The sequence below is a fragment of the Streptomyces sp. NPDC005878 genome (genome assembly GCF_040629815.1).
In the GTDB taxonomy this organism is placed as follows: Bacteria; Actinomycetota; Actinomycetes; order Streptomycetales; family Streptomycetaceae; genus Streptomyces.
On record NZ_JBEXWK010000009.1, the window covers coordinates 132,436 to 158,086 of the forward strand.

Genomic DNA, 25,651 nt, shown 5'->3' on the forward strand with positions numbered 1-25,651 from the left:
GGACCGTCTCAGTACACGTCCCGGACGTACCGCTTCCCCGCCGTCAGCCGCTTCAGGTACGCCGCCGCCGACTCCTCGTCCATCCCCCCGTGCGTCATCGCGATGTCGCGCAGCGCCCGGTCGACGTCCTTGGCCATCCGGGAGGCGTCGCCGCACACGTAGAAGTGCGCCCCTTCCTGGAGCCAGGACCACAGCAGCGGGCCGTGTTCGCGCATCCGGTCCTGCACGTACACCTTGGCGCGCTGGTCGCGGGAGAACGCGGTGTCCAGGCGTGTGAGCGTGCCCTCCGCGCTCAGCTTGGTCAGTTCGTCCTCGTAGTAGAAATCGGTGGCACGGTGCTGCTCGCCGAAGAACAGCCAGTTCGGGGCGGAGTGGCCCAGGGCGCGGCGCTCGTAGAGGAAACCGAGGAACGGCGCGACCCCGGTGCCGGGGCCGACCATCACCATCGGCGTCCCAGGGTCGGTGGGCGGGCGGAAGTGCCGGGTGCGCTGGACGTACACCGGCACCGGCGCGTCCGGCGGCGCGTCCGCGAGCAGCGCTGAGCAGACGCCCGCGCGCGGGTGGCCCAGGCGGTTCTCGTACCGGACGACCGAGACCGTCAGGGACACCTCGTGCGGGTCGGTCAGCGGGCTGGACGATATCGAGTACAGCCGGGGACGCAGGCCGCGCAGGACGCCCGCCCACTCGGCCGCGCTCGCGCGCACCCCGTGCTCGGCCACCACGTCCACCGCCTGGCGGCCCCAGGACCACTGCGCCAGCTGCCACTTGTTGTCGGCGCGCAGCAAGTCCTTCAGTCGGCGGTCATGGGTCCGCTCGGCCACGAACTTGAGCAGGTCGGGGCCGACCCGGGTGATGTCCAGGTGTTCGTACAGCGCCGTACCGAACGGGACCTCGCCGACCCCGCCGATCTCGACGGGCGTGGTGGAGTCCAACCCGGTGACTGCCAGCCACTCGGCCACCAGATCGGGTGAGTTGACCGGGTGCACGCCGAGCGCGTCCCCGGCCGCGTAGGTGAGCGGGATGTCGCTCGCGCGGGTGTCGAAGGTGAACCGCCGCACCTCCTTGCTCGACCCGGGGAGGCTGAGCAGTGAGTTCCCCGTCAGCCGGGCCGTGATGGCGGCGGCACGGGAGCTGGGGAGCGGGACGGTGGGGAGAGAGGTGGCCGGGGCGCCCTGGGGTCGGGTCGTCCCGGAACTAGGAGGAGTGGTGGTGGTGTTGAGGACCGAGGATGTCGCTGTGCCCGGTGAACGGGCGGTGAGCGCCGCGAGTTCCCGGCCATCGACGAATTCGCCGGACGTATTTCCGGGCGCGCCCGGGGCGCGGGTGCCGGGGGCACCCAGGGCCGCGTCCGGCGGGTGGCCGGCGGCCGAACCGTCCGCCGGGTGACCGGCTGCCGCGCCGGGAGCCGTGGCGGCAGCGGCCGACAGCTCCTCCAGCTTGGCCAGCACCCCGCCGATCCACTCCTGGGCCCGGTCCTCGAAGTCCGGCTCGCAGTCGGTGCGGGGCAGCAGCCGTACCGCGCCCAGCTCGGCCAGTCGCTGGTCCAGGCGCCGGCCGTGTCCGCAGAACTCGTCGTAGGACGAGTCCCCGAACGCCAGGACCGCGTAGCGGCGCCCCTCCAGACGCGGAGCCCCCTCGTCCGTCAGCGCGTCCCAGAACGCGGCGCCGTTGTCGGGCGCCTCGCCGTCCCCGGTGGTGCTGGTGATCAGCAGCACCTCGGCGTCGGCGGGCAGCGTGTCCGGGGTGGCGTCGTCCATGGCGACGAGCCGGACGCGGTGTCCGGCGGCGGCGAGCTGCTCGGCGCCGGCCGCCGCGAGCTGCTCGGCGTTGCCGGTCTGCGAAGCCCACAGCAGGAGCACGTCACGGCCCCGGGGGTCGGGAAGCTGTGCGACGGGTGCGGGAGCGGGGGCCGTGCGCGGGGTCGTGCGCGAGTACATCCCGGCCAGCACCCCGTTCACCCAGAGCGCGTGCTCCTCGCTGAACGGTGCCGTCGGTGGCAGTACGGGGATGCCGGGCGCACCCGTCTCCAGTCCGGCCAGGAAACCGGCGAGATACTGGCGTTCCTGCTCGGTGAGGACCGGCGGAGGCGCCCCGAGTCCGAACAAGGCGGCCGGAGCGGCTACTTGGCCGGCCGCCAGGTGTGCGTCGGGGGCCGTGCGCTGGGCGGGGACGGCGTGGGGGAGGGGCGTGGGGGCGTCGAGGAGCGCGGTGCCCGTGCCGAGCGCCCCTGCCGTGCCGCTTGCGCCTGTCGTGGTGGCCGCTCCCGACGCGCTGGCGGCTCCCATCGCGCTGCTCGCGCCCACCGCTGCCATCGCACCGGCCGAAACGAGCGTTCCCACCGTCCCGGACAGGCTCGCCGCCGCGCCGCCCGAACCGTCGCCGGCTGCCGACGTCCCGCCCAGCCTGGCGGCCGTCCCCGGCATCACGGGCCGTGCCGGCTCCACCGCCGACTTCGTCAGCGACACCGCGCACACCTTGAACTCGGGCTGGAGCGAGATCGGGTCGACCGCGTCGCTGGTCACCGCGTTGATGCTCAGATCCGTGCCGTACAGATCGCTCCAGTGGAAGGGCGCGAAGCAGCAGCCCGGCCGCACCCGGTCGGTCACCACGGCGGGCAGCACCGCCCGGCCGCGCCGCGAGGCGATCTCGACCCCGTCGCCCTCGGTGATGCCGAGGCGTTCCGCGTCCTCGGGGTGCACCTCCACGAACGGCGCCGGGTTGAGCTTGTTGAGCTTGGCCACCTTCCCCGTCTTGGTGAGGGTGTGCCACTGGTGCTGCAGCCGCCCGGTGTTGAGCACGAACGGGAAGTCGTCGTCGGGCATCTCGGCGCCCGGGAGGTGCGGGCGCGCGTGGAAGACGGCTCGCCCGCTCGCCGTCGGGAACACCGGGCCGCCGCCGTCCTCGGACACGTACCGGATCGGGTTGCGGTCGGGGCCGTCGGCGGTCGGGGCGGGCCACTGCACCGGTGTGGCGCGCAGCCGCTCATAGGTGACCCCGCGCAGGTCGTAGCCGGTCTTCGGGTTCCAGGCGCGCTTGATCTCCTCGAAGACGTCCTCGGGACCGTCGTAGGTGAAGGCCTCCTCGTACCCCATCGCGCACGCCACGCGCGCGATGATCTGCCAGTCGGGCATCGCCTCGCCGGGCGGGTCGATGGCCTGCTGGGCGAGGGTGAGGTTGCGCTCGCTGTTGACGAGGACGCCCTCGGCCTCCGTCCACAGGGCTCCGGGCAGCACCACGTCCGCGTACGCGGTGGTCTCGGTCTCGGCGAACACGTCCTGGACGACGACGAACTCGGCCGCGCTCAGCCCCTCGACGACGGTGCGGCGGTTGGCTACGGAGGCGACCGGGTTGGTGCAGATCACCCAGCACGCCTTGATGTCGCCGTCGGCCATCCGCCGGAACAGTTCGACCGTCCCGAGCCCCGCCCCGTCCGTACGCAGCGTGCCCGGCTCCAGCCCCCACAGCTCCTCGGTGAAGGTCCGCTCGTCGTCGACGAGCACCGAGCGCTGACCGGGCAGTCCGGGCCCCATGTAGCCCATCTCGCGGCCGCCCATGGCGTTCGGCTGGCCGGTGAGCGAGAACGGACCGCTGCCCGGCCGGCATATCGCGCCCGTCGCGAGATGCAGGTTGACCAGGGCGTTGGTGTTCCATGTGCCGTGCGTGGACTGGTTGAGCCCCATGGTCCAGCAGCTCATCCACTCGCCGGCCTCGCCGATCCACCGTGCCGCCGTACGGATGTCCTCCTCGGGGATGCCGGTGGTCCTGGCGACGCAGCCGGGCGGGTAGTCGGCCAGGAACTCGCCCATCGCCTCCCAGCCCTCGGTGTGCGCGGCTATGAAGGCGGGATCGGTGTGCCCGGCCTCCTCAAGGAGGTGGAGCAGGCCGTTGAGCAGTGCGAGGTCGGTGCCCGGCTTGATCTGGAGGAAGAGGTCGGCCTTGGCGGCCGTCGCGGTGCGGCGCGGGTCGACGACGATCAGCTTCGCCCCCGCCTTGACGCGCTCCATCATCCTCAGGAAGAGGATGGGGTGGCAGTCGGCCATGTTGGAGCCGATGACCAGGAAGACGTCGGCCTTCTCGAAGTCCTGGTACGAGCCGGGCGGGCCGTCCGCCCCGAGCGACAGCTTGTAGCCGCTGCCCGCACTGGCCATGCACAGCCGGGAGTTGGACTCGATCTGGTTGGTCCCGATGAAGCCCTTGGTCAGCTTGTTGGCCAGATACTGCGCCTCCAGGCTCATCTGGCCCGACACATACAGCGCGACGGCGTCCGGGCCGTGCTCGTCGACGATCGACCGCAGCCTGCCCGCCGTCTCGGCGATCATCGCGTCGATCCCGGCCGGCACCGGCTCCGCCCCCCGTTCACCCCGTACCAGCGCGGTGCTCAGGCGCCCTGGAGCAGTGAGCATGTCGGCCGTCGTCGCCCCCTTGGTGCACAGCCGACCGGAATTGGCGGGGTGCGCCTTGTCGCCGGAGGCCTTGAGCACCCTGCGCCGGCCGTCCGGCCCGACGGTGATGTCGAGGACCATCCCGCAGCCCACACCGCAGTACGAGCAGACCGTGCGCACCTGGTCGGTGGCGGTCCGCGTGCCCTGTGCGGTCAACGGGTGTCCCCTCTCGTCTCGGCCGGGATCCCTTGGACTCCGACCGTACGAAATGCCCGTTACTTCGATGTCACGTGCGGCGATCACGAGTGGTTACGTCGGCCACACTAAACGCGCCCCGATGCTGTGAGCACCTGTGTGCGACTGCGGCACGCCTCCGATGTCGGACATCACGAGGCGGCCGGGCAGGGTGTGAGGAGTGCGCCCCAGCCTCGCGTACGTAGGTTCCAGCCCGCCCGAACCTTGCCTACGTAGGTGCGCAGCGCCTACGTAGGTGAAATCCATGCCTATGCCGGTCGAGCCCCCGTCTCCGTAGATCGACCCCCGCCGTAGCCATCGGGAGCGGCAGTCCCGGCAGGGTGGCGATCCATGCCGGTTCGCTCCGTCCGTCACGCGGGGCTGATCGCACGAAGGAACCCTGGGGGGATCCGGGGAGGCCTCGGGGGGCGACATGCCAGGGGTGTGCGGCCACGCGCGCGTGCCCGCACACCCCTGGGCCGCGAGCGCTGCTACACGTCGGCCATCTGCGGCATCTCGCCCTGTGTCGTCTGGAGGTCGATCACCGAGAACGACGCGCCCTGCGGGTCGCTGAGCGCCGCGAACCGGCCGAAGGGCGTGTCCATCGGCCCGAACCGCAGCACCCCGCCCCGCTTGGTCGCCTTCGCCACCGCCGTGTCGCAGTCGGAGACCGTGAAGTACACGTTCACGTACGACGGGATCTCGGGCGGGAACTCCTCCGTCATCCGCATACGGCCCAGGGCCATCTCGTCGCCGACGCTGAAGACCCGGAAGTCCGCCGCGTCGTCCTGCATCTGTTTGGCGCCGTACGGAAACACCGCGGGCAGGAAGGCGTCCAGTTTCGCCGGGTCGCGGGTGAAGAACTCGGCCCAGCAGTACGCTCCGGGCACCGCCTTGGCCTCGAAGCCCTCGTGGCTGCCCGCCTGCCACACGCCGAAGACGGCGCCGCTGGGCTCGCGGGCGATCGCCATCGAGCCGAAGCCGCCGACCTGCATCGGCTCCATCAGCACCTCGCCGCCGTTGTCCTTGATCTTCTTGGCGGTGGCGGCGACATCGGGCGACGCCAGGTAGAGACACCACGCCGACTGACCCTCCTGGCCGGGCATCGGCGGTACGACGGCCGCCACCGCCTTGCCGTCCGCGTACGCCTGGGTGTAGTTGCCGTACTGCGACGACGCCTCGCCGAACGTCCAGCCCAGCACGTCACCGTAGAAGCTCTTCGCTCCCTCGACGTCGGTGAACATCGCATCGACCCAGCACGGAGTGCCCTCTGGTTCTGCGGCCATGACTGTGCTCTCTCCTGTGTGACGACGGCCCCTTTGCCACGCTAGCCAGCCGTACGCCACCCCGCGCGCCGAGCGCTCCCCGCGCCGGGGCGCGGACGACGGGGGCGCGCCAGGGGGTGACGCGCCGGTAGGGCCGGCAGGTGAGCGGTTACGGATCCTGGCGGGGCGGGACGACTCGGGCGTAGCGTGGCCCGACGCTGGCGCACAGCGACCTACAGGGGGCGTGTGACCTCATGGACAAGCCGGTCTGGCAGTTCTCGGACGACCGCGGGCAGACGGCGACGGCGGCGCGGGTGCCCACCCGGGTCACCGCCTACATCCAGGCCGGAGCCACGCTCTGGGACCACGGCGTCGGCCCAGGAGCCGTCTTCGGCTCCTTCCACGACGGCGCCACCCCCGACCGCGCCAAAGCGGGCGGCCTGCCCCTGAACCGCCTGCGCTACCTGGGCGCGGGCGCCGCGCTCGACCTCGACGCACTGCTCCAGGGCACACCCGACCTCGTGGTGGCCGTCAGCTACGGAGGTGGGCAGGTCTACGGCCTCGACCCCGAGACGGCCAAACATCTGGAGGAACACGTTCCGGTGGTCGTCATCGACATCGGGCACGCACGCTCGCTGGCGGAAATCAGGAACCGCTTCGCGGACCTCGCGCGCGCCCTGGGCGGCGATCGCCGCCGCGAGGACGGCACCCGCCTCCTCGTAGCGGCACAGCGCCGGCTGCGGGCGGTGACAGCCGCCACGCGCGCGCGGCCGGAGCCCCCCGGCGGACCCCGGGTGCTCGCGCTCTCGCCCGCCGGGTCCGACCAGGTCCATGTCGCCCGCCCCGGTGCGTGGCCGGAGCTGCGCGCCCTGGCCGAGCACGGCGTGAACCTGGTGGAGCCGCCCGCCGCGACCGGCGCGAGCTGGACCACGCTCACCTGGCGGGAGACCGCCGCCCTGCCCGCCGAGATCGTGCTGTGCGACGTACGGGTGAACGCCACGCCCGTGGAGCGGCTGCGCTCCGACCCGCACTGGCAAACGATCGAGGACCGTGCCCGCGTGCTGCCCTGGAACCCCGAAGCGCCGTGCAGCGCCCCGGCCCATGCCCGGTTCTTCGCCCGGGTGGCCGACGCCGTGGACTTGGCCACCGCACGTTAGTACGCCTCGGGCCGGGACAACTTCACAGCTCAGAGCCGTGTCGGAGTTGGGCTGAATGGGTGAGCGGCGTCATCATGGCCGGATGCAGATACATCACAGGGGCGAGGTGGTCCGGTGAGCAGGTACGACGTCACCGATGAACAGTGGGAGGGGCTCGCCCAGGTCGTTCCGCTGCGCAGTCGCAACGAGTGGCCCTCCCGCGTGGACCACCGCACCATCCCCAACGAGTACGCGACCGTCGAGCAGCGCCGCTTCGTGGTGCTGCGCGTCCAGGTCTTCGCGGACGCGCGCGAGGTCGCCGAGTACATGATGGCGCAGACACCGGTCCTGCTCGATCTGACGGGCGCGGACACCGAAGTCGCCAAGCGCATCCTCGACTTCAGCAGCGGCGTGGTCTTCGGCCTGGGCAGTGGAATGCACCGCGTCGACCGCAACGTCTTCCTCCTGGCCCCCGTCGGCACCGAGGTGGAGGGAATCGCCGAAGCCGTCGTCCCCCACACGTAGGGCGAAGCGGCCTCGGTGAGGGCAGCCGTCCCTCATTCGTAGGAAGGTGATCGAGGCGTAACGGTTCGTCTGATTTCGTCCTCGTACGGTCCGTTCCATGAACGGAACCTGTGACCGGCCCACCGTCACCGAACTGCGGCTCTCCGCCTTCAAGTCGCACCGCGGCGCGGTCTTCCCGCTCGGCCCGCTCACCTTCCTGGCGGGACCGAGCGGCAGCGGCAAGTCCAGCGTCCTCCAGGCGTACGAGGCGCTGGCCCGGCTCGGCGCCGGCGCCACTCTCGCCGCGGCGTTCCCCGACGCCGCCGGATGCGTACCCGAACGGGCCGAGGCGGACGCCCAGGGCCGGCGGGGATTCCGCATCGGCTGCACCGTCGACGGACCCGCCGGGCCCGTCCGGCTCGACCTCGCCGTCCAGGCCGAGCCGGAACTCCGCGTCGTCGGCGAACGTTTGACCAGCGACGGGGACACGCTCCTGTCCACCGCCCTGCGCGACCCCGGCCGCTCCACCGTGCAGGCCGCCTGGCACACCGCCGGCGCCGTCCCGGTCACCCGCGCCCCGCTCCCCGACGACCGGCTCGGCACCGCCCTGCTGCCGCTCCGTGTCGCCGGCAAGACCGAGGGACAGCTGCGCGTCCTCGCCGCCGCCGAACAAGTCGTGGTCGCCCTGCGGTCCGTGTTCTCCTGCGACCCCCAGCCGCAGCGCATGCGCGAACCCGTCCTGCCCGGCCAGGGAAGGCTCCGGCGCGGCTGCGACAACCTCGCCGAGATCCTCTCCCGCACCGCCGAGGAGTGCACCATCCGGCACGCCCGGCTCGTCACCGCGGCCCGCGCGGGCTGCGCCGGCCCGGTCACCGCGCTCGCCGCCGAAGAACTGGCCGATGGCACCTTACGGGCGGTGGTCGGCCGCGGCGAGCGGACACCCACCCCCGTGGCCCGCCTAGGGGAGGGCGAACTGCGCTACCTCGCCCTCGCCCTCGTCCTGCTCACCGGCCCCGGCGTCCTCGCCGTCGACACCGTCGCCGAGATCCCCTCCGCCCTTCAGACCCTCACCATCCTCAGCGACGGCTTCGACCGCGGCCTCGACCGCCGCCAGGCCCGCGAACTGGTCGCGCTGGCCGCCGAGATGTGCCGACGCGGCCACATCCGCCTCACCGGCACCCTCACGGACGCCGGATACGCCCGAGGTGTGGCGGGGGCGACAGTGGTAGACCTGGAGCCGTGACCGAACCCGACGTAGCGGGACTCCAGCGCCGACTCGCCGACTTCGCGGCCGCACGCGACTGGCAGCCCTTCCACACCCCCAAGAACCTCGTCAGCGCCCTCAGCGTCGAGGCCTCCGAACTCCTCGAGATCTTCCAGTGGCTGACTCCCGAGCAGTCCGAGCGGATCATGCGTGACCCCGACCGCGCCCACCGGGTGATCGACGAGGTCGCCGACGTCCTCGCCTACCTGCTCCAGCTCTGCCAGGTCCTCGGCATCGACCCGCTCGCCGCCCTCTCCGCCAAGATCGACCGCAACGAACTCCGCTTCCCGGCCCCGGCCTCGGCCCCTGCCCCCGCCCCTGTCGCCCCGCCCGCCCCGCAGTCCCCGGCCGGTTCGGAGCGGGCCCGAAGCCGCCCTCCCGAGGCACAAACCGGGCCCGCCCCTGTGCAAAACCCCGAAGAAAGTCCAAACGGTCACTCTTCGGAGTGAGCGAGTTATTCAAAACCCCCTGCTCGTCCACAGATTTCCCAATTCCCCTGGCTTTCCTGGCCTCAGAAGCTCACTCTAGGTAGTGACGGGGAAACGCATCGTCGTATGAACGGGGGCGGCGCATGGACGCGGTACGGCTCATCGGGATGAGCAGGTTAGCGCTCGCGGAAAGCACCGCGGCGCTGGAGATCGTCGCCGAGGCCTGGCAGGCACAAGCCCTCGCCCAAGCCATCGGCAGTCACCTGGCGGCCACCGGGCCCCCGGAGCTCAGGGGTGAGGCCCGCGGCCTCAGCGAGACCGGCGGCCGGGGCTGCGGCGTCCTCGACCACCCCGGGCTGCGCTTCGGCGGCGTCCGCGCCACCCAGCTCTCCGGAATCAGCGACGCCAGACAGACCCTGACCGGCCTCGGGAGCCTGCTCGGAGACGTCGGCATGGCCCTCGTCGGCGTCGCCTGCGCCACCGACGAAGAGGGCCTCTACTGGCAGTGCATCGAAGCGATCGACGCCGCCGACGAATCGAGCGACCGGGTCCGCGGAATGCTCCGCAGACTCACCGTCCGCGAGCAGGAGAGACGGCCAGGCCTGCTGCGCGACTCCACGGCGGGGCCGTCATGACCGGACGGGAGTCACCGCATCACCCCTCACACACCCGTGGAGCGGTCCTCCACCGGCCCACCGGCCTCCTGGCCCGGCACCCGCTCGGCCGACGACTGCAGATCCGCGTCGAGCTGCGACAGATCCGCGGTCAGCGCCGCCATCAACTCCTCCATCTGCTGCAGCAGCCCCTTCGGCGCGCCCTGCTGCTCGGGCACGGACTGCCCGACCGGTTCCTGCGGCACGGCCTGCTCCGGCACAGCTTCCTGGCACATGAAGGCCTCCTCGGCCCAAGCCCTCCCGCGCGGCTGCGAGGGCGGCGGTTCGACAGAAGCGCCGACAGCGGCCGCCGGCGCACGGGCCGGGCGGTCCGGCTCCGCCCGAGCCAACGACCACTCAGCGCCACAGTCACTGGTCAGGGCCCGCGCGGCCCGTCAGGTGGACGATATTCACCCGACTGGGCAGCCAGGGAGCATGCGGCAAGGGCGGGGTTGACGACAGTTCGAAGGTGCAGGATGGAGGCATGGATCTTCGCATCTTCACGGAGCCCCAGCAGGGCGCCGACTACGACACCCTCCTCGCCGTCGCGAAAGCCACCGAAGACCTCGGATTCGACGCCTTCTTCAGAACCGGTACCGTATCTACCCATGGAGCTCATAGCCCTGGGGGACAGGGACCACGAAGACATGGTCAGGGCAGTCACTTACGGTCGGCAGAGCCACAAGAGCGAGACTGACAGTCAGGCATCCCCTCTCATGCAGAAGGAGAAGGGGATTGCCTACATCAACTCACAAGACAACTGGCGGCACGTCGGACACTACGAGGACGTAGGCCTCTCTGGCTACGATCCCAACGTCTACCGTCCGGACTTCGAACGGATGCTAGAGGACGCCCGGCAGCGGAAGTTCGATGTCGTCGTGATCTACATGTTGTCGCGACTGACGCGCCAGGGGGCCGCTGAAGCTCTGAAGATCCAAGAGGAGTTGGCCCGTCACGGCGTCGCCATCGTCTCCACGCAAGAGCCCTTCATCAACACCAGCGATGACAATCCCTTCGGCGTCGCGTTCTTCGCCCTGATCGCCGGCTTGGCTCACCAGGAGTCCAAGAACAAGAGCAAGTTCATCCGAGACGCCTTCGCGGAACTCAAAGCGAAGGGCTCCCACTCCTCCGGCCCTGTCCCTTATGGGTTCGAGGCGGAGGCGGTTCAGATGGATGGCGTCACGATTCGAGTACTCAGCCCCGGGGCAACGAGTGACGCGGAGATCGGTCCCGACTCAACGCCCGCGGACAACGTCATGCACGTCATTGAGGAGGCAGAGAAGGGCGTGAAGGAGAACGCCATTGCCTCCGCCCTGACGGAGAAGAAGGCGACCACGCCCCTTGGAAGTCTCGACGACGATGCCGCAGCAGCACGCCGAGAGGCCGCCAGGAAGCGCCGCAAGGGAGGCGTGTCGGACACGGCTGATGATGAGTGGTCCTCCACCGTCGTGCGCCGCATTCTCCGGGACCCACGGCTTGCTGGGTTTGCTATCGGACCCGTCGACCCGAAGACCAAGCGCCGCGAGATCCTGCGCGACACCAACGGGCAGCCCGTGAGGCCCCATCAGGGCTTCATCGAGCCGAAGCGCTGGTACGACCTTCAAGCACTGCTCGACGGCCGCAAGCGGGAACGCAACATGGACCGGGCCGGCACGATGACGTTTCTCGGATCCTGGGGCATGCTGCGTTGCGGTATCTGCAACTCAGGCATGACGGTCTCAAACGTCGACGAGACGTACGTCTGCAACCTCCGCCGAAGCGTTGGCGCGAAGCCAAAGCACACCCTGAAGATCAAGCAGGCGGACGCTGATGCCATCGTGGCTTCACGTCTCTGGGAGCGTGTGGCAAACCTGGACCCGGAGAACGATGACGACGTCGTCATCCTCACGGCAGCCGCGGAGCGCTTCGCGGCGCAAGGTACGGACCCTGAAGCCGCCGCGGAGCTGGCCGAGCAGGAGGCACAGCTACAGCACGTACAGCAGAGCATGAAGGAGCTGTACAGGGACCGAAAGGACGGCCTGTACGAGGGGCCAACGGGCCGTGCGGCATTCAAGGACACCATCCTGAAGTACCAGCAGCACGAGGCCCGATGCCAAACACGGATTGACGAGCTGCGCAAGGCCGCAACAGCTGCCACGCGACTGCCCATCGACGAGTGGACGGCCGACTCCGACGAGGGCAACCCCTTCGAGCCCGGAGGGCTCTGGGACCGCTGGGACGTCGCGGACCGGCGCGGCTTCCTGGCGCTCTTCGTTGACGCCATTCCGGTGCTCCCGGCTGACTCACGAAGCGGGCCGTCCCTGAAGCGGGCCGAAAAGCGCATCGGAGAGATGGAGTGGGCAAAGCCGGTTCAGAGCGACGAGGAAGCCGAAGAGGTAACAAAGGGATAACGGTTGTCGGTAACCTCAAGAGGGCCGACGCGGCTCCCGTGGGTCGCCTCCACCCTCGCCCCCACCGTCAGCCGCACGCGTCGTCGTCCACAGGCTCCTGTGGATAACTACACACCGTACCGAAGAGGGCTCAACATGTAGCGCTGCGTAGCCAGTTGAACCAAACTGAGGGCCAAACTTACAAACCAACCGCTACTTTTACTTTCTCCTCTACGCGGGGAGGAGAAAGTAAAAGTAGGGGGTTAGTTTGGCAGTTTGGACGCTGCGCCGCGTGGAGGCGGACGCAGCAAGATCAACAAGTGTCACCCTTCACCCATTAGGTATATGAGGGGGTTTTCGGCGGCGCTGGCGAATGGCGCAGTGCCCCACCTCCTCCACGACGGCCGACACCGCTCCCGCGCTCCCCCGCCCTCTCCTCCGGGGTTGCAGCGCGGTAGAGCGGGCCGGCCGTCGACGGCTTCCCCTCGTTGCTAGTGCGGCGGGAGGACGCTGTCAGGCCGTGTGCACGCGGGGTGGCAGTAAGGGCAGTTCTAGTGGCTCCTGCCTCATCAAAAGCCACTAGCGGGGATGGAGTGGCGAGCGTAGTCCCGTTCGATTCGGGGCGTCCGTCTGGTTGACGGTGTGGGGTTCGATCCCCCTTGACCATGGTGGCGAACAGGTAGGGCCGTGTGCCCGATGATCCGCGCAGGTCGGTTCGACTCCGGCCCCATTCACCATGCGGGTAGCTCCCGCAGGCTCCGCACGTACGGGTTGATCTCCCGACGTGTGTAGCGGTGTCCGTAGTTCAGCAGCCTAGAACTCCGCCCGAGAAGGGCGGCGACGCGGGTTCGAATCCCGTCGGACACACTGACGAGTTGGAGGAACGGGGATGGCGGCATGTCCGTACGGCTCGCCAACTTGTCACACACCCGGGCCTCACGGTCCGGACGAGGTCCCGTAGCTCAGTTGGACAGAGCGCCGTACTACGGATGCGGAGGGCGGAGGTTCGAGTCCTCCCGGGGCCACAAGGGGCGTCCCGTGCGTGACTGCGCAGCGCGCGCCCTTGGTAGCAGCGACCGACGTGGGTACAGAAGCGCTCTGGAGTCCACGCGAGACCCGCTGCGGCTGTCCGACGGCGGGACCCGGACAGCATTGATTCCCGCCCTCCTCCGGGACTGGCGGGGCTTGTAACCCACCCTGTTCCTTGTGGGCGGGGTCTTGCCGCAGTAGCCCAACTTGGCAGAGGCGCCCGGCTCAGGTCCGGGAGGTTGGGGGTTCGAATCCCTCGTGCGGCACTTGGAAGGTCCGGCATCGGCGTGCCAAGCGCTCTCGAAAAGCGTGGCGGGGAAACCCGTTGGGGGTTCGACTCCCTCACCTTCCGCACAACCCTGGAGCGCTGGGACGCAAGGGGGCCTGTAAAGCCTGTGCCTTCGGGCTAGCGTGGTTCGATTCCATGGCCAGGGACGAGACGAGCCGGAGTCATCCGGGGACGCCCCTTGACGCTGGGATCGGTACCCCTTGCGTTCGCTGCGAGCGGCTCGTCACATGCCTCCGTAGCTCAGTTGGAAGAGCGCCGCTCTCGTAAAGCGGATGTCGCGCGTTCGATTCGCGCCGGGGGCTCCACGACGGCTGACCCGCCCACGGGCCACTCAGCCGCTTACGGGACGTAGCTCAGAGGTCAGAGCGCCCGCTTTGGGAGCGGGTGGCCGCAGGTTCGAATCCTGCCGTCCCGACACAGCAGAACGGCCCCGGTCGGATACGGGGCCGTTCAGATTCAGCAGCAAGCCCGGCCGAGAGATACGCGACCGGGCTCGTGAGCCGCGTTGGGGGGCCTGGCCGGTGCCAGCCGACGGGGCTTCCAACTACACCCCACAGTACAAGACGCGGCCCCGGCGCGGAGGCACTTTCCCGCAGCGGGGCTGAGCTACTTCGGCAGAGCCACGGCGAACGCCGGCTTCAGCCCCTCGTAGTACGTCACGGTCCCGCCCTTGCGGACGACGTCCAGGACGATGCCGCCCGTGACGGACTGACCGGGCGCGTAGTCCGCATCGACGTCCTGCCCGCCCACTGTTTCAAGCGTCGTGGCGTTCTGCGCGGCTGTTTGCGCGTCCTGCCACTTCATGACGCCGTACGGCGCGAAGTGCGCAGGCGCCTTGCCCACGTTGGCCACGGTGAGCGTCAGGACGGCGAACTGCCCCTTCTCCGGCTTGTTCGTCGTATCGATCTCCGACGGCTGCACATACCTCACGCCCTTGACCGTGACGCGCATTGTCGTGCCGCTCTCAGTCGCGTAGGTGCTGCTCTGCCCGACGGAAAGCGTGGACAGAGCGACTTTCGCAGGCGTAGCGGACGGCGCAGGAGCTGCCGACGTGGTGGCCGGCTGAGTTGCAGCCGCCTTCTTCGGCTCGTCCTTTGAGTCCGACGAGCAGCCCGTGACGAGCGCCGCCCCCATCACTACCGCGATCACCGCGGATCCACGCACCCACGCACGCATTGCCCAACCCCCAAGACGACGGCCCCTGATGGCCGTAGATCCGGCACAGCGTAGACCACAGAGGAGGCGACATGGCGTGGGACGGCAGCACACGACGCGCCCGCCTTCCGGCCGACTGGCCACGCATCAGGCGCCGCATCATCCGGCGTGACCGTGCGTGCGTGTGGCCCATGAGCGACGGCACCGTGTGCGGCGGACAGGGCACAGACGTAGACCACATCGTGCCCAACGATGACCACTCGGACAGCAACCTCAGACTGCTGTGCACGTGGCACCACCAGCGTAAGAGCAGCAGCGAGGGAGGCCGAGCAGCCGCCCTTGTGCGCGTGCGTACAGCACGACCCACGCCGACACACCCAGCACTGGAGGACTGACCCATGAGCGGTGCCCACGTGGTGCTGGAGGAGGCAGACGACACGGGCGAGACAGGCGTGAGCGTGACGCGCGTGACGGTCAACGGTGTTGACGTCGGTCGTCTCGCACGAGCTCCCAAGATCAGCGTTGGTGTTGATGGTCGCTGCTCAACCGTGACGATCACACTCGTCCCAAGCCGCCTGGAGATCAGAGGCGAGCTCGCTGACGGTGATCGTCGCGAGCCGCGAGCCGGGTTCACGGCGACGCTGTCCGCAGGCCCAGGGGGGTGACCCCCTCCGGGGCACTTGGAGGATCGTACAGGTGCTGGGCCTCGCTGTCTGTACGGGTCTGAGGGATCTGAAAGCGTCCGCCGAACCTTGGCTCGCGGTAGGCCAGGAGGCGCCTACACAGCCCCTTCTAGGGGGTGCTGGGCGTCGCGGCTGCCATAAAAGTGTGACTCGCCGCCATGGCTGACGACCACATAAACGCAGGTGAGAGGCTTGAAAGTGTGACGCGCCCCCGTTACGATGAATCCATGACAAGGACGTGCGCGATGTGCCCCACCGAGCTTCCGCTCATGGCACGCTCTCACGCCCGCACGTGCTCCCCGCGCTGCCGCAAGGCTCTGTCCCGCGCAGCGAAGAGCGCACTCCCGGATGAGCTGACGACCCGCGACAGGTGGGTACGTCGCGCTGCGGACAAACGGCCGCTCACAGTCGCCGGCATGGCGGCATCGAGTACCAACTCCCGCACTTGGAGTACGCACAAGGAAGCCGCCGCTTCGACGGTGGGCGCCGGTCTGGGCTTCGTCCTCTCGGACGTCGACGACGTCGTCTGTATCGACCTGGACCACTGTCTCAACCCGCTCACTGGGCAACTCGCCCCCTGGGCCGCAGCCATCGTGCGCGACGCGGGCGCCACCTACGTAGAGGTGTCCCCGTCCGGCGATGGACTGCACATCTGGGGCCGCGCGGACGTCCGACAGGGACGACGCATCCGGCGCCCTGACGGTATGGCCGTGGAGATCTACGGGACCGGCCGCTACATTGCAATGACGGGACGCCGACACAGATCATGCCCGTCGATCCTTGCCGATCTCTCTGAACTCGTCTCCGCACTCCAGGCCCGTCCGGAACTCCTGGCGGAGAGCGCGAACTGACCGCACGGCCTTTGACGCCTTGCGGCAGATGACGGGAACTTGATCAAGCGCGTGCCCTGCGATCCAGGTTGCCCCGCTGAGAACGCCGACGATTGCGGCAGCCCAACCAACCGTTTCCATCTGGCCCTTCGCCCCCTTACTGGGGTCGGACCGGCCGGGAACGACTCGGTCCGACCCATGCTGACTGCATGGCTCGTACCGAGTCCCGGCTCCTGATCGCGCCTCAGTGGGTGGAGACCCGCTGAACGACGCCGCTCGAAACTCGAAGGCTTCGACAAGCTACGCACTCCGGTGATCACACGCCGGTGATCAGGTCCCGGCGTGCAAGTGGATTCAGCCCCAAGGGACTTATGCGTTCAACACAGAAGGTAGCAGAAGGAAGGGAGCGCCGATGGCCGGACGTGGTCCAGCCCCGAAGGACCCGGCCAAGCGCCGGCGTCGTAACACCTCTGAGCCCGAGACCGTCATCACCCCCGACGACGAACTACGCGGCCCAGAGCTGCCGGAGGGCGTGCTAGGGGTCAACGAGGACACAGGCGAAGTCGTCGACTGGCACCCGCGTACGGTCGCGTGGTGGCACTCCTGGCGGACGTCGGCTCAGGCGCAGACGTTCGTCGACACCGATTGGGACTTCCTCATTGACACTGCCCTTATGCACCACACGATGTGGGCAAAGGGCCGATGGGAGTTTGCCTCTGAAGTGCGCCTGAGAGCCGCTAAATTCGGTGCTACGCCGGAGGACAGGGCCAGATTGAAGCTGAAGGTCGACGACCCCACGAGCGCCCGTCAGGCGCCCGTACAGCGCCCCGACGGAGTGACTGACATCAACTCGCGCAGAGCGCGTCTCACAGGCTAGGAGACCGCGTGCCGCACGTAACTGTGCGCGCCCCCGGTCATGACCGCTCCCGCTCTCTCGGGTGGATGGCGGTCGCATGGATGGAGTACTTCGTCGTTCACGGCCCTGGCGACGTCCAGGGCGAGCCCGTACGGCACGGAGATGAGTACACGGGTTTCGTCGTGGACTGCTACGCGGTCGACGACCACGCCGGGAAGATGCTGTATGACTCAGCGTTCTTCTCCCGCCCGAAGGGCTGTGACAAGTCTGGTCTAGGCGCCCGCATCGGCCTCTTCGAAGCGTTCGGCCCCTGCCGGTTCGCTGGTTGGGCTGAGGGCGGTGAGGTCTACCGCGACCCCTGGGGACTCGGCTTTGAGTACGTCTACGAGCCCGGTGAGCCGATGGGCCGCCCGGTCCGTGTTCCCTACCTCCGCATCATGGCGACGGAGGAAGGTCAGACAGGCAATGTCTACGACACCATCTACTTCAACCTGACCGACGAGGCGTCGCCTCTTTCGCAAATCCCGGGCGTCGACCCCGGATTGACTAAGATCAACCTCCCTGACGGTGGGGAGATCACCCCGTCAACTGCCTCCAGTTCTTCGAAGGACGGCGGCAAGGAAACATGGGTCTGCTTCGACGAGACACACCTCTACAACACCCCAGAACTTCGCCGCATGTACGCCACTGTGACCCGTAACCTCCGCAAGAGGAAGAAGGGTGCTGGCACGTGGTATCTCGAAACCACAACCATGTTCGCCCCGGGGCAGGACTCCGTCGCGGAGCGCACGTACGAAGAGGCCGAGGCCATTCGTGAGGGGAAGAAGAAGCGCGGTCGCGCGCGACTCCTCTACGATCACCGTTACGGCGTCTGCAAAGACCTCCGCAACGAGGACGAACTCCGGGCAGCACTCCTCGACTCCTACGGCGACGCCATGGAGTGGATGGACCTAGAAACGCTGATTGACGATTTCTACGACCTGCGTAACGACAGCGCTGACGGTAAACGATACTTCCTTAACTCCCGGACATCCTCAAGTGACTCATGGATGGACTCTGACGCGTGGGAAGTGTGTCGCCGGGCAGAGGAGTTGCAGCCCGGTGACCTCATCACTTTGGGGTTCGACGGAAGTATCCGAGATGACTCAACAGCGTTGTGCGCCGCCCGCGTATCCGACGGACACATACAGCTCTTGGGCGTCTGGGAAAAGCCGGAGGGGCATGAGGGCGACGGGTGGCAGGTCGACCGTGAAGACGTCGACGCGTGTGTTGCACGAGCCTTCAACCGCTACGAGGTCGCCGGCTTCTACTGCGACCCTCCGCACTGGCAAGACTATGTCGACGCCTGGACGCGGGACTACGGCGAAGCTCTCCAGGTCAGCGCCACGCAGTCACGCCCGCTGGAATGGTGGACCAACCGACCCACGGCCATGGAGCACGCGCTAGACCGCTTCGTGGAAGCCGTCGACGACAAGGCACTCTCGTTCGCTGGTACTGCGAAGGCTGACGACGACGAGCGGCCTTTCTCGAAGCTAGGCGCCACGCTCTCCCGCCACGTGCTGAACGCAAAGCGCCGGCCGATGGGCCGAAACCACATGGGCATTGGCAAGGAACACGCCAAGAGCCCGAAGAAGATCGACGCCGCCATGTCGGCAGTCCTGGCCTACGAATGCCGCGCAGATGCCGTGGCGGCAGGAATCACGAAGCGTAAGAAAAAGTCTGGTCGCCTAGTCGCCTTCTGAGGGAGGTTCGTAAATGCCTATCGATGCAACACAGGTGGAGTCTCCCGGATGGTGGCTTCAGCGTCTCGGCAAGAAGCTGGTTGATGAGCGGGAAGACTACCGCGACGCGGATGGCGAGATTGAGCCGGGTCTCAATACGCTCCGACGCTATGCCGAAGGCAAAGCCCCGCTACCGCACGTCCCGGGTCTGGATCCCAAGGAAGTCGCAGAATGGATGAAGGACGCCCGAACTAACTGGGTTCGCCTCGTCGTTGACTCCCCATCGGAGCGCATCAACGTTACTGGCTTCCGATCCAGCGGGAGTGACAAGTCACCAAGTGTGGCGGACGAAGAGGCCAACCGAATCTGGCGCGAAAACGGCATGCGTGCGGAATCCCGGCTTGTCCACTACACCGCCCTGACGCAGCGACGGGCTTTCGTTCTTGTGGAGCGGGACGATGCTGGCGCTCCTGTACTGACTCATGAAACGCCACGGCAGGTGGCCGTAGAGCATGTCCCGGGGAACCGCAGGAAGCTGGCTGCGGGGCTGAAGATGTGGCGTGACGACTGGACCGGAAACACCCGCGCTACCCTATGGACGCCAGACCGGATTCATGACTTCGTGACGAAGTCGCAAGGTCCCGTGTTCCCCGGAAACGCTGCCCAGTTGCGCGGCTGGGACGCACTTTCTCTGCCCAGTACACCGGATGGTCAGCGACCGAACGACCTGAAGGTTGTTCCACTGATCCCGTTCATCAACCGGCGCGTTCTACGGCGTGAAGGATTCGCGGAACACGAGGACGTACTCAGCACGCAAAATCGCATCAACCTGTCTCTGATCATGCTCATCGGGGCAATGAAGTATGGTGCGTTCCGCCAACGCTGGGCCGCCGGACTGGAGGTCGATGAGGACCCCATCACCGGTAAGAAGATTGAGCCGTTCCAGCTGGACATCCGGCGTCTGTGGACCACAGATGACCCCGAAGTGAAATTCGGAGAATTCGCGGCAACGGACCTGGTTCCGTATGTGCGGGCGGTGGAGGCTGCCGTCCAGGACCTCGCCGCCATCAGCAAGACCCCACCTCATTATTTGATTGGCGCGGTAGTCAATGTCTCCGGTGACGCCCTGAAAGCCGCAGAAACCGGACTCGTAGCCAAAGTCTCCGACCAGTGCGACGACTTCGGGCAGTCGTGGGAAGACACCATGCGCCTTGCCTTCCGTGCGGCAGGTGACGAGCACCGCGCCGCAGACTTCAGTCTTGAGACCGTCTGGCGTGACCCTGAGTCCCGGACGGTTGCCGAGCTGGCTGACGCTGCTGTGAAGAAGCAGGCGGCCGGCGTTCCGTGGCGACAGCGCATGGAGGACCTGGGGTACACCCCGACGCAGATCGACCGTATGGAAATCGACCGCGCGTCTGACACCATGATGGCTCAGCAGACCGCCGACGTCGTACCACTTCGCCCGGCGCCGCAGCCGCCCACCGACCCCCGCGCGGTAATTGGGCGAGGTGACCGTGAACCCGTCGCCGCTTGACCGTCGCTACGGCACGGCAGTGCGCGGTGTGTGGACGGGCGTCCTGGGCCGAGTCAACCGCTCGTGGTCCGGGCTCGGATCCTGGCGCGGGGCCGACGTTGCCCGCTTTCAGCGCCAGGCACTTCCCGTCATCCTTGCCGGCGAGCGCCAGGTAGCGAGTCTGACGGCGTCGTACTTGGAGCAGCTATACCGCGACATCGACTCCCGGGCTCGGCGCGTGGCGCTCGACCTGAACAGCGTCACGGGGGAGGCCTTGCGGGGCGTGGATCCCGCCGACGTCTACGAGCGCCCGTTCAAGGAAGTGTGGGCGGCGCTCGGCAACGGTGAGGCGCTGGCCGCTGCCCTTGCACGCGGAGCGCACCGCTTGGAGACGCTGACGAGGACAGACCTCCAGTTGAGCCGCACGCACACCGTGCAGACGGTAGGCGAGGGCATGCCGCGCTTCACGTACACGGTGCGCGAGCTCCAGGGCGAGTACGACTGTGCACTCTGCATCGTGGCGTCGACGCAGCGCTACCACAAACGGGATTTGGCGCCGATCCATCCTGGCTGCGACTGCCTCGTCAAGCTCGTCACTGCCGACTATGACCCAGGTCAGATCGTTGACGAACAGCGCCTTCAGCAGATCCACGACGTCGTGGAAGCCGCACTAGGCACGCACGACCGTGGAGGGCGCGCGGTCGATTACCGAAAGATCCTCGTCGCGAATGAGCACGGGGAAATTGGGCCCGTTCTCGGCTTCCGTGGGCAACGCTTCACCGGCCCCGACGACATCCGCATTCCGACCTGACGCCCGGCACGGGCCGACGACTCCCGACAGGGGACACCATGAACCGACGTACCCACGCACGCCACATCAACCTGCTTACCTTCTCTGCTCAGCCCTGGACCCTCTTTGAGACCGATCCGGGGGCCGGCGGTGGCGGTGGTGGCGGCGCTCCCCAGCTCAATGAGCACGGCTACCCGGACGGCAAGCCTGTTGCGGAGATGGATCCGGCCCACCAGGTGGCGTACTGGAAGCATCACGCCCGCAAGCACGAGGCCCGAGCCAACTCGGCGCCCGACGCTGCGGAGCTGGAGCGACTGCGCGCGGCTGAGGCGGAGCTGAACACCCGTAGGACTGCTGAGCTCACTGAAACACAGCGCCTCCAGAAGGAGCGCGACGACGCTGCGGCCCTTGCCGCGCAGAACGCTGCGGCTGCTGCGACGGCGCAGGCGGAGCTCCTGAAGCTGCAAGTCGCGGCGGACAAGAAGCTTTCTCCGTCTCAGGCCGCGTGGCTGCGCGGGTCTACGAAGGAAGAGCTAGAGGCCAGTGCGGCGCAGCTTCTCCAGGACTTTGCGCCTGTCACGCCAGGCACTCCGCCACCCCGTGTTGGGGGCCATCAGGGTTCCGACGTCGGAGGCAGCACGAAGGACGTGAGCGCAGGCGCGGAGCTCTACCGCCAGCGCCACAACAAGAACTGACCTTTACCGGAGGACCACTTATGAATCTCGGACTCATCACCGAGTCGTTTACGCAGGACAAGCGGGATTGGCTCCAGGGCGAGCATGGGACGGACATCGCGCCGTCGGTGACCCTCGACGTCTCCACCTTCACGGCCGGCACTCACTACCCGGACGGCTACATCAAGAGCGGCATTCCGCTCGGGAAGATCACGGCGTCTCAGAAGTACGGCCCGTACAACGACTCCGCGACCGACGGCCGTCAGACCTGCGTCGGCTTCCTTTTCACGGGTGTTGAGGTTGTGACGCGACGGGGCGCAACGCTCTCGGCTGCCGTCGGCTCGATGCTCGTCCACTGCGCGGTACGAGAGGCCAAGCTTCCCGTTGCCGTTGACGCGGCCGGTAAGGCGGATCTCGGCTCCCGCGTCATCTTCGTCTGAGAGGTAACCAACCACTATGCAGCTCATTGACGAGTACGCGACTCCCGCGGAACTCACGGGCTACGCGCGGGCGGCGCTAGCTGACCGTCCGGAGAACGCGTTCAGCCTGGACCGGTGGCTTCCCAACAACACGGTCAACGACCTGAGTTACCGATTTACGCGCGGCGGAGGTGGCCTCACGGAGGCAGCGACGTTCCGTGCCTACGACGCGTCCGCTGCGGTCGGTACGCGGCCCGGTGGCGCGCGCGTGAGCGGCGAGCTCCCGCCCATCTCCCGCAAGATCCCGTTGGGCGAGTACGAGCGGATTCGCCGCCGGAACGTGGACACGCAGAACGCCGAGATCAAGGACGCCATGCTTGAAGACGGCGTCCGTCAGGCTCGCGCCATCGAGGCCCGAATGGAGCTCGCCCGCGGCGAGGCTCTGTTCACGGCTGGTGTGAATCTGAACGAGGACGGCGTCCAGGCGGCTGTGGACTTCGGGCGGAGCGCCTCGCACTCCGTGACGGCCTCGACTCCGTGGAGCACCTTCGCTACGGCCAAGGCGTACGACGACTTCCAGACGTGGCTCGACGTCTACGTCGCGACGAACGGCCGCCTCCCCGCGTACACGCTGATGTCCCGGACGATCTGGAATGCCCTTCGCCGGAACGCTCAGCTCCTCTCCATGGCCGCGAGTAACGGCACCACGCCGTCCGTCCTGACGAAGGAGGGGCTGTCCAACGTTCTGGCCGACTTCGACATTCCTCAGCCGGTTATTTACGACGCACAGGTCTCCGTGAACGGCACCCCCACGCGCATCACTCCCGTGGACAAGATTCTCTTCCTGCCGGAGGAGGGCGACGCCGTCGGCCAGACTCTATGGGGCGTGCCGGTGGAGGCGGACGATCCGCGCTACGGCCTGGCCGGCTCTGAGGCTGGGATTGCCGTCGGTGCATACAAGAGCGAAGACCCCCAGACCGTGTGGACGCGTGCTACAGCTATCGCGCTCCCCGTCGCCGCAAACCCGGACCTGACCTTCCTGGCTGACGTACTCTGATTGAAAGCGCGAGGCATTCACGCATGGCAACCCTGGCAACGAACGTCCACGTGACGGACGAGAGCGGGACGGCCCACGTGTTCGGCCCCGCGGATGACGTCCCGGAGTGGGCACAGGAGCTCATCACCAACCCGAAGGCGTGGTCTGTCCCGCCCTCCGCGCAACGTCACGCGGAGCCCCCGGGGCCCACCGTAAAGGCCCCGGCCAAGCGCGCGACGCCCCGACGGAGGGTGGCTTCCAATGCCACTGATCAGTAAGCCTCAGCTTGAGGCGCTGACCGGACGGACATACAACGACGACCAGTACAGCGTCATCGACCTCATGACCACGGACGCCATTACTGGGGAGGTGGGGGACCGGGTCACCGATCCTCCGCAGCCCGGCGTGGCGTCCGTTGCTCTGGCTATGGCGGCGCGGGTGCTCGTCAACACCGCTGGTGTCAGCTCCGAGCAGGCGGGCGGAATGCTGGTGAGCTACTTTGCGTCGCAGATCGGCTTGGCCATGACGTCGGATGAACGCCGACGGCTTCGGCGCGCCGTGGGTCTGGCGTCTGGCGCCTCTTCCCTGGACATCACGCCCGTGGAGACGACTTCCGCCACGTGCTCCTGGACGTCGCCATGAGCCTGATCTCTGCCCTCATGTCGGAGACGTGGACGATTGAGCGGCCTGGCCCGTGGACGCGCGACTCCGCCGGCACCCGCGTGCCTGGACCGCCAGTGCGTATCACGGTCGACCACTGTGCAGTGATGAGCCCGTACGGCGTCACTGTCGGGTCGTCTTCGGAGGAGCACGACGCGTCGACCGTGGTGACGGTCCGGCGGGTGTTTGCCGCTCCGCTTGGCACCGATGTACGGCCTGCGGACCGCATTGTTCGTGGGACGCCTGGCGCACCTGACTACGAGGCGTACGAGGTGATCGGGCGCCCGCTCGCATTCCCCCTGACATCCCTGGCCCGGGTGGAAGCAGCCCTAGAGGAGGTGACCGGGTGACTTACCGATCCCGCTACGTCGGTCGCTTCAACGGTATTGGCCGCATGCTGACCCGCCCCTGGCTGCACGTGCCCTGCCTGGCTGCCGCAGAGAAAATCATGTCTGCGGCTCAGCAGCACGCCCCCGTTGGCGACCCGGACGCCGACCCACACCCGGGACTCTACCGAGACAGCTTCGAAGTGCACACGCACGTGAAGAACGCTCCCTTCCACGGGAAGCCCGCATTGCGCGCGGGAGCCATCGTCGTGAACACCGCTTCGTACGCGCGATCTGTGGAGTACGGCAACGGCAAGGTCCCTCGGTACAACGTCTTCCGCAAGGCCATCGACGACGTGAAGGGGAGCCATGTCTGACATCGAAACCGTGCTCGCGCCGTGGCTGGAGGCGACAACCGGTGTGGTCAGCGCGGCTGAGACACCTGACGATCTGGAGAGCGTGCTCCCCATGATCCGGGTGGAGCGGATTGGTGGCCCTGATGGTCGCTTCACCGCTCATCCCCGTGTGGCCGTCGACGTTTTCGCTGGCTCCGCAGATGGCGCACGAACTCTTGCCTTGACGGTGAGGGATGCGCTCCTGGCCCTTCGTGGCTCCGCAGGCAACGCCGCCGTGGTACGCGACGTCCGGTGCGACGCCGGCCCGTCTCGGCAGCCGTGGGCCAACGAGCGCGTACACCGACGTGGCGCCACGTACACCGTGAGCCTCCGGGACGCCTAAACCCTTGAACTCCTGACCCGAATTGCCCTCGGCATTCGGGTCTTTCGCATGCCCTGGAGGGCTGATGACGGATACCCGTAATGCCGATCTAACTTTCGGCGCAACCGACTACCTCGTGTATCTCGCTGCGGCAAACACTGCTGCACCAACTGCGTTTGCCGACCCTGCCACCGCGTGGCAGTGCCTTGGGTGGGTGACCACAGAGGGTGGCCTTTTCAAGATCGAAGGTGAGACGAAGGACGTCAACGCGGCTGGATCGCTTGACGCAATTCGTACGCTGCGGACGAAGTCCACGAAGTCCGCACAGGTCACTTTCCTGGAGGGGCTGAACCCGCTCGTCCGAAGCCTTTACGACGACGTGGCAGTAACGGCGCTTCAGCCGACAACCGACATTGCGTCGTACGACCTCCCCGACAAGCCCGCAGACCTGCATTACGCATTCCTCTTCGACACCATGGACGGCTCCAAGAGGATGCGCCTTTACATGCCGAACGGCCAGGTCTCGGACCGAGGCGACGAGCAGCCGCAGACGGAAGACGTCATGTCGGTGCGGATGACCTTTAAGTTCTTCAAGGGCGCGTCGAACGCGGCTGCCGTGAAGCGCTTTATCAAGTACGGCGGCGTCGACGTCTCCGGATTCTTCCCCGTCGGCCCCTGACCCACATTCCAGCGGGACCCTGTACCGCGCGGGTCCGGG

General features: G+C 67.8%; 20 protein-coding genes, 6 tRNA genes and 2 pseudogenes. 24 read left to right on the plus strand and 4 right to left on the minus strand.

Translation table 11 applies throughout. From position 1 onward, the window contains the following. Positions 1 to 8: 8 nt before the first annotated feature. Entirely contained in the window at positions 9 to 4,598 is a 4,590-nt protein-coding gene (locus ABZ404_RS16650) for a bifunctional nitrate reductase/sulfite reductase flavoprotein subunit alpha (protein WP_358831043.1), read from the minus strand. A 509-nt stretch (positions 4,599 to 5,107) separates the two neighbouring features. After that, complete coding sequence (locus ABZ404_RS16655) at positions 5,108 to 5,902, minus strand: VOC family protein (RefSeq protein ID WP_358831044.1); 795 nt, start codon at positions 5,900 to 5,902, stop codon at positions 5,108 to 5,110. A 233-nt stretch (positions 5,903 to 6,135) separates the two neighbouring features. Here ABZ404_RS16655 and ABZ404_RS16660 point away from each other — a divergent pair, with 233 nt between their 5' ends. From ABZ404_RS16660 to ABZ404_RS16680, 5 genes and pseudogenes are all read left to right on the plus strand, one after another. After that, complete coding sequence (locus ABZ404_RS16660) at positions 6,136 to 7,038, plus strand: ABC transporter substrate-binding protein (protein WP_358831045.1); 903 nt, start codon at positions 6,136 to 6,138, stop codon at positions 7,036 to 7,038. Between the two features lie 114 nt (positions 7,039 to 7,152). Further along, positions 7,153 to 7,542, plus strand: a complete 390-nt coding sequence (locus ABZ404_RS16665; RefSeq protein ID WP_358831046.1) for a cell division protein SepF — start codon at positions 7,153 to 7,155, stop codon at positions 7,540 to 7,542. Between the two features lie 97 nt (positions 7,543 to 7,639). After that, entirely contained in the window at positions 7,640 to 8,764 is a 1,125-nt protein-coding gene (locus ABZ404_RS16670; RefSeq protein ID WP_358831047.1) for an ATP-binding protein, read from the plus strand. Beyond that, positions 8,761 to 9,081, plus strand: a pseudogene (locus ABZ404_RS16675) (nucleotide pyrophosphohydrolase); the annotation flags it as partial. The gene ABZ404_RS16670 and the pseudogene ABZ404_RS16675, both read left to right, overlap by 4 nt. 275 nt (positions 9,082 to 9,356) lie before the next feature. Further along, complete coding sequence (locus tag ABZ404_RS16680) at positions 9,357 to 9,848, plus strand: DUF6099 family protein (RefSeq protein WP_358831048.1); 492 nt, start codon at positions 9,357 to 9,359, stop codon at positions 9,846 to 9,848. 26 nt (positions 9,849 to 9,874) lie between these two features. Here ABZ404_RS16680 and ABZ404_RS16685 read toward each other — a convergent pair whose 3' ends face one another. Further along, positions 9,875 to 10,102 (minus strand): hypothetical protein, encoded by a 228-nt coding sequence (locus ABZ404_RS16685; protein WP_358831049.1) that lies wholly within the window; start codon positions 10,100 to 10,102, stop codon positions 9,875 to 9,877. Positions 10,103 to 10,350: 248 nt separating this feature from the next. Between ABZ404_RS16685 and ABZ404_RS16690 the strand changes: the two are divergent. The 8 genes and pseudogenes from ABZ404_RS16690 to ABZ404_RS16725 form a co-directional block, all read left to right on the plus strand. Beyond that, positions 10,351 to 10,455 (plus strand): annotated as a pseudogene (locus ABZ404_RS16690) (LLM class F420-dependent oxidoreductase); the annotation flags it as partial. Positions 10,456 to 10,474: 19 nt separating this feature from the next. Further along, positions 10,475 to 12,256 carry a recombinase family protein gene (locus tag ABZ404_RS16695; RefSeq protein ID WP_358831050.1) on the plus strand — a complete coding sequence of 594 codons (1,782 nt, stop codon included), beginning with the start codon at positions 10,475 to 10,477 and terminating at the stop codon, positions 12,254 to 12,256. 773 nt (positions 12,257 to 13,029) lie between these two features. Then, positions 13,030 to 13,102: transfer RNA gene (locus ABZ404_RS16700), tRNA-Ser, on the plus strand. An 84-nt stretch (positions 13,103 to 13,186) separates the two neighbouring features. After that, positions 13,187 to 13,260: transfer RNA gene (locus ABZ404_RS16705), tRNA-Arg, on the plus strand. Between the two features lie 195 nt (positions 13,261 to 13,455). Then, a tRNA-Leu gene (locus ABZ404_RS16710) sits at positions 13,456 to 13,530 on the plus strand. A gap of 3 nt (positions 13,531 to 13,533) precedes the next feature. Beyond that, positions 13,534 to 13,616 (plus strand) — tRNA-Ser (locus ABZ404_RS16715). A gap of 166 nt (positions 13,617 to 13,782) precedes the next feature. Further along, positions 13,783 to 13,858 (plus strand) — tRNA-Thr (locus ABZ404_RS16720). A 37-nt stretch (positions 13,859 to 13,895) separates the two neighbouring features. Next, positions 13,896 to 13,968: transfer RNA gene (locus ABZ404_RS16725), tRNA-Pro, on the plus strand. 191 nt (positions 13,969 to 14,159) lie between these two features. Here the strand turns inward: ABZ404_RS16725 and ABZ404_RS16730 are convergent. After that, positions 14,160 to 14,702, minus strand: coding sequence for a DUF4352 domain-containing protein (locus ABZ404_RS16730; RefSeq protein WP_358831051.1), 543 nt, complete (start codon positions 14,700 to 14,702; stop codon positions 14,160 to 14,162). A 1,105-nt stretch (positions 14,703 to 15,807) separates the two neighbouring features. Between ABZ404_RS16730 and ABZ404_RS16735 the strand changes: the two genes are divergently transcribed. From ABZ404_RS16735 to ABZ404_RS16785, 11 genes are all read left to right on the plus strand, one after another. Then, the gene (locus ABZ404_RS16735; protein WP_358831052.1) at positions 15,808 to 16,242 is read left to right on the plus strand and encodes a hypothetical protein; all 435 of its coding nucleotides are present in this window, start codon (positions 15,808 to 15,810) and stop codon (positions 16,240 to 16,242) included. A 936-nt stretch (positions 16,243 to 17,178) separates the two neighbouring features. Continuing rightward, the gene (locus ABZ404_RS16740) at positions 17,179 to 18,819 is read left to right on the plus strand and encodes a terminase (RefSeq protein ID WP_358831053.1); all 1,641 of its coding nucleotides are present in this window, start codon (positions 17,179 to 17,181) and stop codon (positions 18,817 to 18,819) included. A 13-nt stretch (positions 18,820 to 18,832) separates the two neighbouring features. Next, a complete protein-coding gene (locus ABZ404_RS16745) occupies positions 18,833 to 20,332 on the plus strand; it encodes a phage portal protein (protein ID WP_358831054.1) in 1,500 nt (499 codons plus the stop codon). Next, a complete protein-coding gene (locus tag ABZ404_RS16750) occupies positions 20,307 to 21,122 on the plus strand; it encodes a hypothetical protein (RefSeq protein WP_358831055.1) in 816 nt (271 codons plus the stop codon). Before ABZ404_RS16745 ends, ABZ404_RS16750 begins: the two co-directional genes overlap by 26 nt. Before the next feature lie 38 nt (positions 21,123 to 21,160). Beyond that, positions 21,161 to 21,796, plus strand: a complete 636-nt coding sequence (locus tag ABZ404_RS16755) for a hypothetical protein (protein ID WP_358831056.1) — start codon at positions 21,161 to 21,163, stop codon at positions 21,794 to 21,796. Positions 21,797 to 21,816: 20 nt separating this feature from the next. Beyond that, positions 21,817 to 22,215, plus strand: a complete 399-nt coding sequence (locus tag ABZ404_RS16760) for a head decoration protein (RefSeq protein ID WP_358831057.1) — start codon at positions 21,817 to 21,819, stop codon at positions 22,213 to 22,215. 16 nt (positions 22,216 to 22,231) lie between these two features. Further along, positions 22,232 to 23,251 carry a major capsid protein gene (locus tag ABZ404_RS16765; RefSeq protein WP_358831058.1) on the plus strand — a complete coding sequence of 340 codons (1,020 nt, stop codon included), beginning with the start codon at positions 22,232 to 22,234 and terminating at the stop codon, positions 23,249 to 23,251. Positions 23,252 to 23,491: 240 nt separating this feature from the next. Continuing rightward, positions 23,492 to 23,872, plus strand: coding sequence for a hypothetical protein (locus ABZ404_RS16770; RefSeq protein WP_358831059.1), 381 nt, complete (start codon positions 23,492 to 23,494; stop codon positions 23,870 to 23,872). Positions 23,873 to 24,236: 364 nt separating this feature from the next. Next, positions 24,237 to 24,593 carry an HK97 gp10 family phage protein gene (locus ABZ404_RS16775; protein WP_358831060.1) on the plus strand — a complete coding sequence of 119 codons (357 nt, stop codon included), beginning with the start codon at positions 24,237 to 24,239 and terminating at the stop codon, positions 24,591 to 24,593. Beyond that, entirely contained in the window at positions 24,586 to 24,954 is a 369-nt protein-coding gene (locus ABZ404_RS16780) for a hypothetical protein (protein ID WP_358831061.1), read from the plus strand. The genes ABZ404_RS16775 and ABZ404_RS16780 overlap by 8 nt, the downstream gene beginning before the upstream one ends. 64 nt (positions 24,955 to 25,018) lie before the next feature. Then, on the plus strand, positions 25,019 to 25,612 hold the full coding sequence (locus ABZ404_RS16785) for a phage tail protein (RefSeq protein WP_358831062.1): 594 nt from the start codon (positions 25,019 to 25,021) through the stop codon (positions 25,610 to 25,612). The last annotated feature ends 39 nt before the right edge of the window (positions 25,613 to 25,651 follow it).